The organism is Nonomuraea cypriaca (assembly GCF_015645445.1).
GTDB lineage: Bacteria > Actinomycetota > Actinomycetes > Streptosporangiales > Streptosporangiaceae > Nonomuraea > Nonomuraea cypriaca.
Window position 1 is genome coordinate 13,102 of record NZ_JADOGI010000139.1, and the last position, 15,819, is coordinate 28,920.

Sequence of the window (15,819 nt, forward strand, 5' to 3'; positions counted from 1 at the left end):
CCGTTTCAGCTCGTCAGACGGACGTTGACGTAGTCGGCCAGGGCGCGCGGCGTGGGCAGTTGCTCCGCCACGTCGTCCGGGATCAGGACCCCGAGGTGGTTCTGCAGCTTGGCCGCCACCTCCAGGACCGCGAGCGAGTCGTAGCCGAGGTCGACGAACGGGACGTCGGAGATGTCGTCGCCGAGGTTCACGTTCTCGGCGGCGCCGGCGCACGCGAGCATCGCCGCCTTGAGGTCGTCGATGGTGAATGAGGTGGGGGAGGTCTGGGTCATCTGCTGCTCCGTTCCTTCCTGACGATCACTGCTGCGTTGAATCCGCCGTGGCCGCGTGCGACGACCAGGGCGGTGCCGAGGCCGGCCTCCCGCGGCGCCCCGCGGACCAGGTCGATCTCGCAGCCCGGCTCCAGATCGGTCACTCCGGTCGTGGGCGGGATGACGCCGTCGCGGATGGCCAGCAGGGCACCCGCGAGGTCGAGGGCCGCGCCGCCCGCGTAGAGCCGCCCGGTCATGGTCTTGGGCGCGGTGACCGGAGGGGCGCCGGGACCGAACACCGCCCGGATCGCGGCCGCCTCCTGCAGGTCGAGCTCCGGCACGCCGGCCGCGTCCGCGAAGATCACGTCGACGTCGGAGGCGGTCTGCCCGGCGTCGGCGATCGCCAGCTCCATCGCCCGGCGCAGGCCGGGCTCGCGGCCCGATCCGGGGCGCGGGTCGAAGGTCGCGGCGTATCCGGCGATCTCCCCGTAGACGTGCGCGCCTCTGGCCCGCGCGTCCTCGGCGTTCTCGACGATGAGCATCGCGCCGCCCTCGCCGGGCACGTAGCCGGACGCGCCGACGCCGAAGGGCAGGTACGCCCTGCCGGGGTCGGTCGCCTCGCTGAGCCGCCCGTTGCTGTACTGGGCGGACACGCCGTACGGGCACAGCGAGGCGTCGGACCCGCCGGTGACCACCAGCCGGGTGCCGGTCCTGATCAGCTGACGCGCCTGGCCGGCCGCGTCCAGCCCGCCCGCCTGCTCGGCGCAGATGACCCCGCAGGGCCCCCGCATCCCGTGGCGGATGGAGATCTGGCCGGTCGTGGCCGCGTAGAACCAGGCGATCGACTGGTACGCGCCCACCCAGGAGGGCCCCTTGGACCACAGCCGTTCGATCTCGCGCTGGCCGAACTCGGTCCCGCCTGAGGAGCTGGCGGTGACCACGGCCATGTCGTACTCGGGGATGTCCGCGGGGTCGGCGCCCGCGTCCTGCAGCGCCCACGCGGCGGCGGCCAGCCCCAGGTGGGTACCGTGGTCGGTCTGCGGGATGAGGCGGCTGGGGATGTGCTCGGCCGCGGTGAAGCCGCTCACCTCCCCGGCCAGCCGGACCGGATAGCCGGAGGCGTCGAAGCGGCTGATCTCCTTGATGCCGCTGCGTCCCGCCAGCGTGGCCGCCCAGTACTCCTCGGTGCCCAGTCCGTTCGGCGCGGTGATGCCGATCCCCGTGACGACGGCCGTCCTGCTCATGCCGCCCTCACGATCGTCATGGCGGTCTGGAAACCGCCGAACCCGCTGCCGACGCTCAGCACCGCGTCGATCGTGTGCTCCCGCGCGGTGTGCGGCACGTAGTCCAGGTCGCACTCCGGGTCGGGCGTGTGCAGGTTCGCCGTCGGCGGCACCACCTGGTTCTCGATGGCCAGCGCGCAGGCGGCCACCTCGATGGAGCCGATGGCGCCGAGGGAATGCCCGACCATGGACTTGATGGAGCTGACGGGCACCTCGTAGGCACGCTCGCCGAGCGCGCGCTTGAAGGCCGCGGTCTCGTGGCGGTCGTTCTGCTTGGTGCCCGAGCCGTGGGCGTTGATGTAGTCGATGTCCGCGGCGTTCAGCCGGCCCATGTCCAGGGCGCTGCCGATCGCCTCGGCCATCTCCCGTCCGTCCGGCTTGAGCCCGGTCATGTGGTACGCGTTGCTGCGGCCGGCGAACCCCGCGATCTCGGCGTATATGTGCGCGCCACGCGCCCGCGCCGCCTCCCGCTCCTCCAGGACGAAGACCGCGGACCCCTCCCCGAGCACGAACCCGTCCCGGTGCGCGTCGAACGGTCTTGACGCGTGGGCCGGATCGTCGTTGTTCGGGGAGGTCGCCTTGATCGCGTCGAAGCAGGCCGCGGTGATGGGCGAGACGGGCGCGTCGGTCGCGCCCGCGATCACCACGTCGGCGCGGCCGGTCCAGATCTGCTGGCAGCCGTTGCCGACCGCGTCCAGACCGGCCGTGCAGCCCGTGGAGATCAGGGAGACGGGACCCTCGGCGCCCGCCGCCCAGGCCACCTCGCACGCGATGGTGCTCGGCGCCATGTACCCGTAGAGGTGCCGCGCCGCGTAGGCGGGATCGACCACCCAGCGCTTGCCGCCGTCGCTCAGGACGACGTACTCCTCTTCCAGGCCCATGGTGCAGCCCACGGCGCTGCCGATGCTGACCCCGATGCGCTCAGGCGGCACTCCTTCGAGGCCGCTGTCGCTCAACGCCTCCCTGGCGCAGACGACGCCGAACTGCGCCGCCCGGTCCATCCGCCGGATCTCCGACGGGCTCAGCCCCTCGGCGGCCGGGTCGAAGTCGCATTCCGCCGCGACCTTCGAACGGAAGCCCGACGCGTCGAACAACGAGATGGCCCGCGTAGCGGTACGGCCGGCGGACAGCAGGTCCCAGAACGCCTTCGTTCCGATGCCGCCCGGGGCAACCACGCCGATCCCGGTGATGACGACGCGCCTGTCGGTGCGCATCAGGCCGGCCCTCCCACATCGGGTACGGCCTGCCCCACCCCGGGGTTCGGCAACGGCTCGGTGTCGACGTGGCCGAGATCCGGCCGAGGCGCCAGCGGACTCAGGTGGAAGACCGCGTGCACCTCTTCGTCGCCGTCGTTCCAGACGCGGTGCGGCACCTCCTTCGGGACCATCAGCCCCTCGCCGGCCACCAGCTCGGTCACCTGCGTGCCGAGCCGGGCGGTGAGCCGCCCGCGCACCACGAAAATGAACTCCTCGGAGTACGGGTGATAGTGCTCGGCCACGAACTCGCCGGGCGCGAGCGTCAGCGTGCCCATGAACCCGGAGGTCGAGGCGACCGTCTTCGGGCTGAGAACCACCCGGATGTCACCTCCGCGGCGCCGGTTCGGCGCCACGTCGTCCGCGCGCACCTTCGGTACGGCGAGCTCCTCCACTGCCTCACTCACCGTTCGCCTCCCAGACGTAGAAGGGGTTGGCCATGGCGTCCTTGGGCTCGCGCCAGTTGGGGTCGTAGGGCCGGATGTGTTCCGCCAGCCGCGTGTTGATCTCGTCATAGAGCGGGTGGCTGCGCGCCTTGTAGAGATTCGGCGTGATGTTGTCGTCCGCCTCCACCAGGTGGAAGTAGAGGTCGTGGAAGCGGAACAGCGTGCGTCGCGACACTCCGATCATCCGGGGCAGGTCGGTGGCGTCAGAGTCCTTGAAGATCTGTGCCACGTTGTCAGCCTCGGCCGGTTCCATGCGGGCGACGATCAATGTCCGATGCACTCCGGAGCTCCTCTCGTGTGATGCCCCATGGTTGATCCGATGGTTCTGGTCTCGGTCGAATCCCGCTCGACTCGGGCGGCGCGAGTCCACTTCGAGCCGGGAACCGCACAGTGGCGGCGGGATTTCAGCACCGTCGAGTTCCGGTCGAGTCCCGGAACCGCCGGTCTTTCGTAACCGTCGAAAGGTGACTGCAGTGAGCGGCGACAACGAGCTGGCCTTCATCGGTCTGGGCGGCATGGGCGGCGGCATGGCTCTGTGCCTGCGCGCGGCCGGATTCCCGCTGGTGGTCTACAACCGGACGGCGGCCAAGTCCGTGCCGCTGGCCGAGGCGGGAGCACGTGTCGCCGCCTCGATCGGCGACGCCGGCCGCGACGCCTCGATCGTCCTGCTCAGCCTCAGCGACGAGGCGGCGGTCGAGCAGGTCCTCTTCGGTGAGCTGGCCGGGCGGTTGCGTCCTGGGGCGCTCGTGGTGGACACCTCGACCGTGTCACCCGCGTACTCCGCGGACGCGTCCGAGCGGCTGGCCAAGGTGGGCGCGCGGCGCCTCGAGGCGTGCGTGATCGGGAACCCGCCGATGGCCAGGGCCGGTCAGCTGCGGATCTTCACGGCCGGCGGGAGCGAGGAGGCGGACGAGGCCCGCGGCGTCCTGGAGGCGCTCGGCCAGGAGATCGTGCATGTCGGCCCGGCCGGCTCGGCGTGCGCGCTGAAACTGTCCTTCAACCTGATCCTCGGCAACCAGATCGCCGCGCTGGCCGAGGCGGCGCAGCTCGCCGTCAGCGCGGGCGTCGACCGTGACCTGTTCTTCACGGCCGTCGCCAAGAGCGGGTTCAGCTCGCCGGCGCTCGCGTTCCGCGCGGAGCTGATGCGGACCAGGCGCTACGAGCCGCCGGCGTTCCGCAGCACCCTGATGGAGAAGGATCTCCGCCTCGCGGTGTCCGGCGCGGCGGCGCACGACCTGGAGCTGCCCGTCACGGCGGGCGTGGCCGAGCGGTTCGGCGCGGCGATCCGCGCCGGTGACGGCGACAAGGACGCCGCCGCCATCGCCGAGCTGCGGGCTTCCGTCCACTGAGGCGGGGCCCGGCCCGGATCGCCGGGCTCCGGAGGGCCGTGCTTCGGATCACCGGGCTTCGGAGGATCGCGGGCTTCAGATCGCGATCCCGCCGTGGACCTCGAAGACGCTGCCGGTGATGTACGCGGCCCGGTCCGAGGCCAGGAAGGCGACGAGTTCGGCCACCTCTTCGGGGTGGCCGAACCGGCGTAGCGCGATCGCGCCCAGCAGCCGCTTGGTGACCCGCTCGCTGAGCTGGTCGGTCATGTCCGTGGTGATGAGGCCGGGCGCGACCACGTTGGCCCGCACGCCGTGCCCGCCGATCTCCTTGGCCAGCGCCCGGGTGAAGCCGATGACGGCGGCCTTCGAGGCGGAATAGGTGGTCTGGGTCGGGTTGCCGTACACGCCGGCCACGGAGGACATGGTGATCACGCAGCCGGACCTGCGCTTCATCATGCCGAACACCGCGGCGCGGCACAGGTGGTGGACGCCGCCGACGTTGGTCCGCAGCACCGCGTCCCAGTCGCTCTCCTCCACGAGCATGAGCGGCCCGTCCCTGGTGATGCCGGCCGACGTCACGACCGTGTCGACCGGGCCGAGCTCGGCCTCCGCGCGGGCGACCCAGTCACGCATCGCCTGGCCGCTGGCGACGTCCGCCCGGACAGGGAGCACCTGACCGCCGTACTCCCTGGCCTCCTTGGCCACCGCGGCGGCGCTCTCGTCGGCGCTCTGGTAGCAGAAGCTGACATCGAATCCATCCCGCGCCAGCCGCAGCACGATCGCCCGGCCGATGCCGCGCGAGCCGCCGCTGACAAGCGCGACCCGCGTGTCTGTGAGGCTCATGCGCTCAGGGTCGCATCGGCGCCGGTGGGACGGCTCGAAATCGGCTCGACGCCCGTACGACCCCCGGCCTGCGCCCGCTCGGCCGGTCGAGCCCCGTTCCAGCCCAGCACGAGCGCGACGGGCCAGCATCGGCCAGGACAGCCCTGAGCGGAGGTTGATCGTGGATCTTGAACTGGCCGGCAAACGTGTCCTGGTCACAGGTGGCACGCAGGGGATCGGCCGGGCGACCGTACTGGCGTTCGCCCGGGCGGGAGCCCGCGTGGTCGCGTGCAACCGCAGCCCGGGAGAGGCGGCGGACAGCCTCTCCCGCGAACTGAAGGAGCTGGGTGACGGGCACCGCGTGGTGCAGGCCGACGTGACGGAACCCGACGGCGCGGCCGCGCTCGCGACCGTCTGCCAGGAGGCGCTCGGCGGGCTCGACGTGGTCGTGAACAACGTCGGAGTCGACGGCCGCGCCCGGTTCGGCGAGCTGACCGTGCAGGAGTGGGACCGCGTCGTCTCGGCGAATCTCACCAGTTGTTTCCTGGTGACCAAGGCTACGATCGGGCTGCTCGCCGACCACGGCTCCGTCATCTACATCGGGGCGTCGGCCGGGATGCGCGGGCGCCCGGAGAGCGCACACTACTGCGCCTCCAAGACGGCGCTCACCGGGCTCACCCGGTCGCTCGCCAGGGAGTTCGGCGGGCGGGGCGTACGCGTCAACACCGTGGCGCCCGGCGTGATCGTGAAAGGGCCCGGTGACGGGCCGCCGCCCCCGGTCGCCGACCTCATCAAGGCCGTGACCGCGCTCGGGCGCCTCGGCGCCCCCGACGAGGTGGCGGCGGCCGTGCTCTTCCTGGCCAGCGACGTGTCCCGGTACATCACCGGGGTCACACTCAACGTGGACGGAGGCGTCTGATGCCCTATGCCGCCATTACCTACAAGGTCCGACCCGGCTTCGACGACGAGATCGCGGAGATCTTCGGCGCGTTCCAGCGGGTGGACACCCCTACCATGCGCGACGTGACCGGCAACGAGGCCGGGCGGCTGCTCGGCACTGGCGTCTTCATCAAGGACGGCGTACTGGTCCGAGTGATCCACTACGAGGGCGACTTCCGCGTCGTCGCCGCCCACATGGCCCAGCAGAAGGGCGTGCACCTGATCGAGGAGAAGCTGGCGCCCTACCTCGTCGAGCAGCGCGACACCTCGACGCCGGAGGCGTTCCAGGCGTACTTCCGCGACGCCCTCATGCGCAGCATCGCCCAGCTGTCCGTGGACACCCATCCTGCGGGCCGATGATGGAGCTGGGCATCGGGCTGCCGACGATGGTGTCGGGGATCAGCGGCAGCGACCTGCTCACCTGGGCGAAGCGGGCCGAGGAGCTCGGCTTCTCCTCGCTCGGGGTGCTCGACCGGCTGATGTACGACGGCTACGAGCCGCTGATCACGCTGGCCGGCGCGGCCGGCGCGACGAGCCGGATCCGGCTGGCCACGACCATCCTGATCGCCGCCTACCGCGGCGACCGCGCGCTGCTGGCCAAGCAGCTGGCCAGCCTGGACCGGCTCTCCGGAGGACGGCTCGTGGTGGGCGCCGCCGCCGGTGGGCGCGAGGACGACTACGAGGCGTGCCACACCTCTTACGGGGACCGTGGCCGGCGGCTCGACGAGCTGCTCGGCGAGCTGCGCGGGTTCTGGAGCGGCGAGAGCGACGGGCCGGTCCCGGGACCGCGTGCCGAGAAGGGCGGGCCGCCGCTGCTCGTGGGCGGCCACTCGCCCGCGGCGATGCGCCGCGCCGCCGCCTTCGGCGACGGCTGGATCGCCGGCGGCAGCTCGGCGTCCGGCTATGGCGAGCTGGCCGGCAAGGTACGCGAGGCGTGGCGTACGGCGGGCCGGGCCGACCGCCCGCGCCTGGTGGCGATCGCCTACGTGGCGCTCGGGCCGAACGCACTCGAGCACGCCGGGCACCACCTGCTCGACTACTACTCCTTCATGGGGTGGAAGGCCGAGATGGCGGTCCGGAGCGTGCTCACCGACGCGGAGCGGCTGCGTGAGTTCGTCGCCGGCTACGAGGCGGCGGGCTGCGACGAACTGCTGCTGTTCCCGTGCGTCCAGGACCCGGGGCAGGCGGACCTGATCGCCGACGCGGTCTGGGGGTGAGCACCATGCTGAACGTCCTGGCCGTGCTGGTGCTGCTCGGCAGCGGCACGGTGGCGGGCGTCCTGTTCGCGGTGGCCGTCAGCACCGTGCCGGCGCTGGCGGCCATGCCGCCCGACCGTTATGTCTACACGCACACGCTGCTCGGCCGGAACTGGGACCCCACCATGCCGCTCATCGTGCTGGGCACGACGCTGCTGGACATCGTCCTGGCCGTCTGGGCGCCCGGGGCGCTCGACCGCACGCTGATCATCTGCGCGACGGTGTGCCTGGCCGGCGTCTCGCTGGTCTCGCACCTGCGGAACGTGCCGATCAACAAGCGGGTGCACAGGACCGATCCGGACGCGGTCCCGCCGGGATGGGAGGATCCGCGGCCGGTGTGGCGGCGCTGGCATCTGCTGCGCACCGCGCTCGCGATGGTGGCGCTGGCCGCCAACAGCGTCGCGCTGACACTGATCTTCTGATCGCTCGTGCGCCATGAGCCCGGGGGGTTCCCCCGGGCTCATGGCGCATGTGCCGTTTCTCAGGTGGTCCAGGAGCGGGGGGAGCGGTAGCCGTACCACTCCCCGAGGGGGCGGCCGGCGCGGGGGCACGGCTCAGGCCGGGCGGCCTGAGCCGTGCGCAGGGCGGTGAGCGCGCAGATCAGCGCGCAGATCTCGGTGTCCGTCGGCTGTCCCGACACGATGTGCAAGTCCATCACATCGGCGGGTTTCCGTGCTTGCGCCGCGGGCCCGCCGAGTGCTTGGCCCGGAGCAGGCCCAGCGACCGGATCAGGGTCGCCCGGGTCTCGCGCGGATCGATGATGTCGTCCACGAGACCGCGCTCGGCCGCGTAGTAGGGATGCATGAGGACGTGGCGGTACTCGTCGACGCGCTTGGCCCGCTGCTCCTCTGGGTCGTCCGCGGCGGCGATCTCCCTGCGGAAGATGACGTTGGCGGCGCCCTCCGCGCCCATGACGGCGATCTCGTTCGTCGGCCACGCGTAGGAGAGGTCCGCCCCGATGGAGCGCGAGTCCATGACGATGTACGCCCCCCCGTACGCCTTCCGCAGGATCAGCTGGATCCGGGGGACGGTGGCGGCACAGTAGGCGTACAGCAGTTTGGCCCCGTGGCGGATGATCCCGCCGTGCTCCTGGTCGGTGCCCGGCAGGAAACCCGGTACGTCCACAAGGCTGATCAGCGGGATGTTGAAGGCATCGCAGAACTGGATGAACCGGGCGCCCTTCTCCGAGGCGCTGATGTCCAGGACACCGGCCAGGTGCCGCGGCTGGTTGGCCACGATGCCGGCCACCTCGCCGTCGAACCTGGCCAGGCCGCAGATGAGGTTGCCCGCCCAGTTGGCGTGCCACTCGAAGAACTCCCCGTCGTCGACGATCTCCTCGATGACGGCGGACATGTCGTACGGGATCGACGGCTCGGACGGGACGAGGTCGAGCAGGCTGTCGTTACTCCGGTCAGGCGGATCGGTGGCGACGACGGACGGCGGCAACTCCTGGTTGTTGGACGGCAGCATGGACATCAGGAAACGCACGTCCTCCAGGCACGAGACCTCGTCCGGATAGACGAAGCCGGCCACGCCGGAAACGGTTCCGTGCACGCGTGCGCCCCCGAGCCAGTCGGCGGTGATCTCCTCGCCGGTCACCGCCTTCACGACATCGGGACCCGTGATGAACATCTGGGCGATGCCGTCGACCATGAACACGAAGTCGGTGAGCACAGGCGAGTACGCGGCTCCGCCGGCGCACGGCCCGAGCATCACGCTGATCTGGGGGACGACGCCCGACATGCGTACGTTGCGCTGGAAGATGCCGCCGTAACCGGCGAGCGCCGTCACCCCCTCCTGAATGCGCGCGCCGGCCCCGTCGTTCAGGCTGATCAGCGGCACCCCGGCGGCCTCGGCGAGATCCATCACCTTGTGGATCTTCTCGGCGTGCGCCTCGCCGAGCGCGCCGCCGAACATCCGGAAGTCGTGCGCGAACACCATGACGCGCCGGTCGTGGATGCGTCCCCAGCCCGCCACCACGCCGTCCGTGTGCGGTCGCCGGTGCTGCATTCCGAAGTCGATCGCCCGGTGCCGGCGGAAGGCCTCGACCTCCACGAACGAGCCGGGGTCGAGCAGCACCTCCAGCCGTTCTCGTACGGTCAGCTTGCCCTTGGCGTGCTGTCTCGCCGTGGCCTCGGCACCCGGCCCGCTCTTGATGTCTTCCTTGAGGAGATCCAGCTCCGTGACCCGGTCGCGCATCGTCTCGCGCGGCAGGTCGATCAGCGGTGACTGGATGGTTCCGGTGTCTTTCCGATCCAGCATGCGTTCCCCTCACCATGTCAGGTGGCTGCCGCTCCAGAGGAACACACGGGTTCCGCGCCGCGGCACCCCTACCCGACCACTAGAAGGTGAGGGACGCCGCGGTGCTGAGCCCCGGTGCTAAAAGCTGAGAGACGCCGGGAGATCACTCCGTCCGCCGATGTTGAGCTTGCGATACGTACGCGTCAGATGCTGCTCGACCGTGCTGACCGTGAGATAGAGCTGACCGGCGATCTCCCGGTTGGTGTGCCCGGCGGCGGCCAGCACCGCGACCCGCCGCTCGGCCTCGCTCAGCACGGCCGCCTCGTCACCGAGCTCCCGCGCCGCGGGCGCCTCCACCTCCACGGCCTGGACCGTGCTGTCGAGCGCGGCACCGCACTCGGCGGCCACCGTCCGCGCCCGCACCATGATCATCCCGGCCCGCCTGCGCTCACCGAGCTTGTCGTACGCCTCCGCCAGGTCGAACAGCGCCCTGGCCAGCTCGAACTCGTCGCCACTCGACTGCAGCAGGTCGACCGCCCTCCTGAGCAGATTGGGGCGGTGGCGCATCTCGCTGGTGGCGGCGAACAGGCGCATGGAGATGCCGTGCACGCGGGTCGAGGAGCAGCCGAACCTGACGAGCTGATCCTCGATGAGGAACCTGGCCTGCTCCTGGTCGCCCAGTCGCAGCAGCGCGTCGGCGGCGTCGGCCCGCCAGGGGAAGAGGTCGGGCGCCTGCAGGTTCCACTGCTCCATCAGCTCACCGCAGCGCCTGAAGTCGGCGAGCGCCGCGGCGGGATCGCCGATGGCCAGGCTGTAGCGGCCTCTGGCGTACAGGTAGTGCAGTCCGTACCTGGTCTCGAACATGGCGTCGAGCACGGGCCGGTCGAGCAGGTCGCGTGCGGTCTCGTAGCGGCCCATGGCGGTGAGCGCGATGACGAGGCTGCAGAGCGGGCCCCCGACGGTCGCTCCCCAGCTGCTGACCGGGACGAGCTCCAGCGCGTTGCTCGCCTGACGGACGGCCGTCCGCAGGTCGCCCTGGCGGATCGCGATCTCGGCCCGGATGGCGGCGAGCCTGGCCAGGCGGCTCGGGGCCTGCAGGGCGGCGGCCTCGGCGAGGAAGAGCTCGCACAGCGGCGCGGCCCTTCCCGCGAGCCCGCCGTAGGTGAGCGCCAGCAGGGCGCTCTCCACCGTGTCCATCGTCATCTCGTCGAGGTGGCACACCCGCAGCACCCGCTCGGCGGCCGCGATGGCGTCGGACCGCGGCCCCGTGACGATCACGTCGGTGAGCGCGACGCTGGACTCCAGCCGGTGGATGGCAGTCAGCGGGACATGGGTGCTGGGCGTCGGCGTCTCGTCCGGCGGCAGCTCGATCGACGGATAGGTGGAACGCAGCCAGGAGCGGGCGATGGCCAGCTCAAGCGCCGTCTCCGGGTCATGAGCGACGTCGGAGCCTGTCAGGTGGTCGAACACCTCCCTGGCGTCGTCCAGCTTGCCGTGCCAGAGCAGGGCCCTGGCCAGCACCACCGCGTCGCTGCCGCTGAGCCAGCCACGCTGCATCGTCTCGACCAGGTCGGTGAGGCGTCTGGCCGGCGCCGCCGGGTTGATCCGCCATTCCGCCCGCATGAGCATGATGGCGAGCCGGGTCCGTTCCCGCTCGTCGCAGGCGGCGTGCCAGGCCAGCCGGAGGTATTCGATGGCCGGCTTGACGCGCCCCTCCCGCAGCGCGTCCCCGGCCGCCTCGGTGAGGACGGGGACGACCCAGGGGGCGTCGAGCGGCCCGGAGTGCAGGAGGTGCTCGGCGATCACCTCGGTGGGGGCGCCGTCCTCGTGGCAGAGCTCGGCGGCCCGGCGGTGCAGGTCCATCCGCTTCGCCGGCTTCAGCTCGGCCAGTACGGCGAGCCGGCCCGCCTCGTGCCTGAAGCGGCCGGAGTCCAGCACCCCGACCGTGGTCAGGGAGCGGAGCGCCCTGTCGAGCCTGGTCCGCTCGACGCCGAGCAGCCGGTGCAGTGAGTCCACCTCGTCCAGCACCGCCAGCCCGCGCGCCGCGCAGAGCAACTCGGCCTCGCCGCGGTGCAGGCACTCCAGCACGGCCCGGCCGTACCGGTCGCCGGGGACGGGCCGGCCCTCGGAGGACTCCGCCAGCAGGGCGCTGAGCAGGAGGGGGTTGCCGGCGCCGTACGCGTGCCAGTCCTCGGCGTGCCGCTCTGCAGGCTCCGCCCCCACCCGGGCGGCGACCAGGGAGTGGACGGCGGCAGGGGAGAGGGGGTGCAGCTGGATGATGTGGCAGCGGGGTCCGGGGAACAGCTGCGTCCAGGAGAAGGTGCCGGCTTCCGACTCGCGTACGTGCTCGGAGTAGCTGAGGACCAGCATGACCCGGGCTAGCCGGACGCGCCGGGACAGGTAGGCCAGGCAGAGCAGGGAAAGCCGGTCCGCGTAGTGGGCGTCGTCCACCATGATCACCAGCGGGTAGCGCTCGGACAGCTCGACGAGCACCGTGCAGAGCGCGTGCACGACCTGGGCGTGGGGTGGCTCCAGCCGGTCGGAGCTGAGGTCGCCGAGTGCGCCCTCCCTGAGCAGGGCGACCGCCCTGGCGCGTTCCTCCTCCGTCAGCGGCGCCTCGTCGATGAGCTGGCCTAGCACGCCCAGCGGCAGAGCCTGCTCCATGGGGGAGCCCGTCGCGGCGATGGACAGCGCGCCCCGCTCGGCCGTCCCCTGGGCGAACGTGTCGAGCAGCCTGCTCTTGCCGGTGGCCACGGTGCCGCTGACCACGGCGACGCAGCCGCGGCCGTTGAGTATGTTCGCGAGCAGTGCCTCCATGGTGGCGAGCGCCTCGTCGCGCTCGATCAGGTCCATTTCCGATCTCCCCCTGGCAGACGCTCGTACAGCTTGCGAATCCGGCTCGGAGAGAGCTCCGTGCCTTCGCTGTCGGCCTGCCGCTGGACGATGCGCGCGAATTCGATCTGCGCTTGGCGGGGCAGCCGCACAGCGTAATGGGCCTTGAGCACGTAGGCGACGCCGCCCTTGCCCGACTGGCTGTTGATCCGGATCACCGGCTCGTACGAGCGGCCCACGTCGGCGGGGTCGACCGGCAGGTACGGCACGGCCCAGGGCAGGTCGCGGGTCGCCAGGCCGGCCCGCTCCGCCTCGCTCTGGAGCGCGTCGAAGCCCTTGTTGATGGCGTCCTGGTGGGAGCCGGAGAAGGCGGTGTAGACGAGCTCGCCGCCGTAGGGATGGCGCGGGTGCACGGGCATGCCGTTGCACTCCTCCACCGTACGGCGGACGGCGTCGACGTCGGAGAAGTCCACGCCAGGGTCGATGCCATGGCTGAACAGGTTCATGCCGAGCGTGACCAGGTCGACGTTGCCTGCCCGCTCCCCGTTGCCGAACAGGCAGCCCTCGATGCGCTGGGCGCCTGCGAGCAGCGCCAGCTCGGCGGCGGCCACGCCGGTGCCACGGTCGTTGTGCGGGTGGACGGACAGGCAGATGTGCGCGCGCCTGGACAGGTTGCGGCCGAACCACTCGACCTGGTCGGCGAAGACGTTCGGGGTCGTCCGCTCGACCGTGGTGGGCAGGTTGACGATGGTCTCCCGGCCGGGGCCCGGCTGCCAGGCGTCCATGACGGCCTCGCAGACCTCCAGGGCGAAGTCGGGCTCGGTGTCGTTGAAGAGCTCGGGCGAGTATTCGTAGCCGAGGTCACAGTCGCTCAGCCATTTGTCCGCATATTTCATGAGAAGGCGGGTGCCTTGGACGGCGAGATCCTTGCACTGGTCCTTCGTCATGCCGAAAACCAGCCGCCGGAACACCGGCGACGTGGCGTTGTAGAGGTGGATCGTGGCGCGCGGCGCTCCCGCGAGGCTCTCGGCCGTCCTCCTGATGAGGTCGTCCCTCGCCTGGACGAGCACGGAGATCCGTACGTCGTCGGGGATCAGATCCCGCTCGATGAGGTGCCGGACGAACGCGTGGTCGTCCCGGCTGGCCACCGGGAACCCCACCTCGATCTCCTTGTAACCCATCCGCACCAGCAGGTCGAACATCTTGAGCTTGCGTGCCGGGTCCATCGGGCTGGCCAGTGACTGGTTGCCGTCGCGCAGGTCGGTCGACAGCCAGCGTGGCGCCGAGGTCACGGTGTTGCCCGGCCAGCGACGGTCGGGGAGCGCTATCGGGGTGGGAGCGGTGTACCGCCGGACCGCCTTTGCAGTCCTGTTCAATGGCCCGTTCACGGCAGTCCCTCCTTGAGTGTCCGATGTTCGTGTGAACCGGATATGCGTGGAGTAGGAGTGGGGCCGAGATTCCTGCCCCTGCCAATGCTCAGACTGGCGTACACGGCTATCCGCCCGGCTTCGAGCCGCTATTTCCCCCGGCCATCCGGGCCGTCGCCCGGCCGCGCGCCCCACCGGCGGGGAGCACCCCTAATCCCCGTATCGACGGTTCGGGGACCCTGGACATGAGGCGCGGGACTATTGATGGGAAAACACCGCAACGTATCGTAAAAAACGTGATCAATAAGAGCAAGGGACGTCTTTGGGGGATAAGTGACTTGCATGTTTCCCACCCGCAGAATCGCCAGGTCCTTGAGCGTCTCCGGCCCGAGTCCGAGGACGACTGGTTACTGGTCGCCGGTGACGTCGCCGAACTGACCCCGGACATCGAATGGGCGTTGACCGTGCTCAAGGAGCGGTTCGCCACGGTGGTCTGGACGCCGGGCAACCACGAGTTGTGGACGCTGGGCGACGACCCCGTCCAGCTTCGCGGCGAGGAGCGTTACCGCCACCTCGTCGCGATGTGCCGGCGCATCGGCGTGATCACCCCGGAGGACCCCTATCCCGTCTGGACGGGCTCCGGCGGCCCCGCCACCGTGGCCCCGCTGTTCCTGCTGTACGACTACAGCTTCCGTCCCCCCGGGGTCCCCCGGCAGGACGCGGTGGACTGGGCGAGGAGCGCCGGTGTCCTCTGCACCGACGAGTTCTATCTCCACTGCCATCCCTATCCGAGCAGGGACGCGTGGTGCGGCGCCCGGGTGGAGCTGACCGAGCGCAGGCTGGCCGAGCGCGACCCCGGCATCCCGACCGTCCTGGTCAGCCACTTTCCGCTGATCCGCGAACCCACGCTGGTGTTACGCCACCCGCAGTTCGCCATGTGGTGCGGGACGGAGTTGACCCACGACTGGCATCGCCGCTTCGCCGCCAGCGTCGCGGTCTATGGTCATCTGCACATTCCGAGGACGAGCTGGAACGACGGGGTCCGCTTCGAGGAGGTCTCCCTCGGCTACCCGCGCGAGTGGCTCCAGTGGACCAGGTCAGGGACTGTGCTCAGATCGGTGCTTCCCGCGGAGGATCCGTCATGATCGAGTCCATCCTGCCCCCGTACGCGGTGTCCGCCGACACCACCGAGGACGAGCTGGAAGGAAGCCTGTTCCCCGAGGAGGAGGCGATGATCAGCAAGGCGGTGGGCAAGCGGCGCAAGGAGTTCATCACCGCCAGGCTGTGCGCCAGGCGGGCCATCCGGCTGCTCGGCCGGCAGCCCACGCCGATCCTGTCGGGGCAGAGCGGGGAGCCGCTGTGGCCCCGGGGGGTCATCGGCAGCATCACCCACTGCAGGGGCTACCGCGGTGTGGTGGTGGCCACGCAGGTCGAGGCGGCCGCCATCGGCATCGACGCCGAGCCCAACAAGGAACTGCCTCTGGGCGTGCTCCAGGCGATCGCGTTGCCCCAGGAGGAGCAGATGGTGCGCGAGCTGAACGCGGAACGCCCCGGCATCTGCTGGGACCGGCTGCTGTTCTGCACCAAGGAGTCGGTCTACAAGGCGTGGTTCCCGCTGGCCCGCCGATGGCTGGGCTTCCATGACGTACGGGTCGTCATCGGGTCGGGCGGCACGTTCGAGGCGCGGCTGCAGGTGCCTGGCCCGCAGCTGAACCGGCACCGGCTGACCGGTTTCTCCGGACGCTGGCTGGCCGGGGAAGGGCTCATCGTGACCGCGATCGTCATGCCCTCCTCGATCTAC

16 protein-coding genes and 1 pseudogene are annotated in these 15,819 nt (G+C 70.8%); 7 read left to right on the forward strand and 10 right to left on the reverse strand.

Annotated elements, in window-relative coordinates; translation table 11 throughout:
• Positions 1-5: 5 nt before the first annotated feature.
• From ITP53_RS35420 to ITP53_RS35440, 5 genes are read right to left on the reverse strand one after another with little or no spacing between them, the layout of a single operon-like run.
• On the reverse strand, positions 6-272 hold the full coding sequence (locus ITP53_RS35420; protein WP_195899820.1) for an acyl carrier protein: 267 nt from the start codon (positions 270-272) through the stop codon (positions 6-8).
• Positions 269-1,495, reverse strand: a complete 1,227-nt coding sequence (locus ITP53_RS35425; protein WP_195899821.1) for a ketosynthase chain-length factor — start codon at positions 1,493-1,495, stop codon at positions 269-271. The genes ITP53_RS35420 and ITP53_RS35425 overlap by 4 nt, the downstream gene beginning before the upstream one ends.
• Positions 1,492-2,748, reverse strand: a complete 1,257-nt coding sequence (locus tag ITP53_RS35430; protein ID WP_195899822.1) for a beta-ketoacyl-[acyl-carrier-protein] synthase family protein — start codon at positions 2,746-2,748, stop codon at positions 1,492-1,494. Before ITP53_RS35430 ends, ITP53_RS35425 begins: the two co-directional genes overlap by 4 nt.
• A complete protein-coding gene (locus ITP53_RS59615; RefSeq protein WP_328816793.1) occupies positions 2,748-3,194 on the reverse strand; it encodes a cupin domain-containing protein in 447 nt (148 codons plus the stop codon). Before ITP53_RS59615 ends, ITP53_RS35430 begins: the two co-directional genes overlap by 1 nt.
• The gene (locus ITP53_RS35440; RefSeq protein WP_195899824.1) at positions 3,187-3,513 is read right to left on the reverse strand and encodes a TcmI family type II polyketide cyclase; all 327 of its coding nucleotides are present in this window, start codon (positions 3,511-3,513) and stop codon (positions 3,187-3,189) included. The genes ITP53_RS59615 and ITP53_RS35440 overlap by 8 nt, the downstream gene beginning before the upstream one ends.
• Before the next feature lie 193 nt (positions 3,514-3,706).
• Between ITP53_RS35440 and ITP53_RS35445 the strand changes: the two genes are divergently transcribed.
• Positions 3,707-4,582, forward strand: coding sequence for an NAD(P)-dependent oxidoreductase (locus tag ITP53_RS35445; RefSeq protein WP_328816795.1), 876 nt, complete (start codon positions 3,707-3,709; stop codon positions 4,580-4,582).
• 75 nt (positions 4,583-4,657) lie between these two features.
• Here the strand turns inward: ITP53_RS35445 and fabG are convergent, their stop codons facing one another.
• Positions 4,658-5,404, reverse strand: a complete 747-nt coding sequence (gene fabG, locus ITP53_RS35450) for a 3-oxoacyl-ACP reductase FabG (protein WP_195899826.1) — start codon at positions 5,402-5,404, stop codon at positions 4,658-4,660.
• Positions 5,405-5,564: 160 nt separating this feature from the next.
• On the opposite strand from fabG, the gene ITP53_RS35455 reads away from it, so the two are divergent.
• From ITP53_RS35455 to ITP53_RS35470, 4 genes are read left to right on the forward strand one after another with little or no spacing between them, the layout of a single operon-like run.
• Entirely contained in the window at positions 5,565-6,302 is a 738-nt protein-coding gene (locus ITP53_RS35455) for an SDR family NAD(P)-dependent oxidoreductase (RefSeq protein ID WP_195899827.1), read from the forward strand.
• A complete protein-coding gene (locus ITP53_RS35460; RefSeq protein WP_195899828.1) occupies positions 6,302-6,682 on the forward strand; it encodes a SchA/CurD-like domain-containing protein in 381 nt (126 codons plus the stop codon). Before ITP53_RS35455 ends, ITP53_RS35460 begins: the two co-directional genes overlap by 1 nt.
• Positions 6,679-7,539, forward strand: coding sequence for an LLM class flavin-dependent oxidoreductase (locus tag ITP53_RS35465; protein ID WP_236051501.1), 861 nt, complete (start codon positions 6,679-6,681; stop codon positions 7,537-7,539). The genes ITP53_RS35460 and ITP53_RS35465 overlap by 4 nt, the downstream gene beginning before the upstream one ends.
• A 5-nt stretch (positions 7,540-7,544) precedes the next feature.
• Positions 7,545-8,000 (forward strand): anthrone oxygenase family protein, encoded by a 456-nt coding sequence (locus ITP53_RS35470; protein ID WP_195899835.1) that lies wholly within the window; start codon positions 7,545-7,547, stop codon positions 7,998-8,000.
• A 59-nt stretch (positions 8,001-8,059) separates the two neighbouring features.
• On the opposite strand, the gene ITP53_RS35475 is transcribed toward ITP53_RS35470, so the two are convergent.
• The 4 genes and pseudogenes from ITP53_RS35475 to ITP53_RS35490 form a co-directional block, all read right to left on the reverse strand.
• The gene (locus ITP53_RS35475; protein WP_195899829.1) at positions 8,060-8,233 is read right to left on the reverse strand and encodes an acyl-CoA carboxylase subunit epsilon; all 174 of its coding nucleotides are present in this window, start codon (positions 8,231-8,233) and stop codon (positions 8,060-8,062) included.
• Positions 8,233-9,840 (reverse strand): acyl-CoA carboxylase subunit beta, encoded by a 1,608-nt coding sequence (locus tag ITP53_RS35480; RefSeq protein WP_407941362.1) that lies wholly within the window; start codon positions 9,838-9,840, stop codon positions 8,233-8,235. The genes ITP53_RS35475 and ITP53_RS35480 overlap by 1 nt, the downstream gene beginning before the upstream one ends.
• 117 nt (positions 9,841-9,957) lie before the next feature.
• Complete coding sequence (locus ITP53_RS35485) at positions 9,958-12,672, reverse strand: AAA family ATPase (RefSeq protein WP_195899830.1); 2,715 nt, start codon at positions 12,670-12,672, stop codon at positions 9,958-9,960.
• Between the two features lie 20 nt (positions 12,673-12,692).
• A pseudogene (locus ITP53_RS35490) lies at positions 12,693-14,027 on the reverse strand (2-isopropylmalate synthase); the annotation flags it as partial.
• Positions 14,028-14,317: 290 nt separating this feature from the next.
• Between ITP53_RS35490 and ITP53_RS35495 the strand changes: the two are divergent.
• Together ITP53_RS35495 and ITP53_RS35500 are read left to right on the forward strand one after the other, a co-directional pair.
• Positions 14,318-15,163, forward strand: coding sequence for a metallophosphoesterase family protein (locus ITP53_RS35495; RefSeq protein WP_407941363.1), 846 nt, complete (start codon positions 14,318-14,320; stop codon positions 15,161-15,163).
• Positions 15,160-15,819: 4'-phosphopantetheinyl transferase family protein (locus tag ITP53_RS35500; protein ID WP_195899833.1), on the forward strand; the 660-nt coding region annotated here is incomplete at its 3' end. The genes ITP53_RS35495 and ITP53_RS35500, both read left to right, overlap by 4 nt.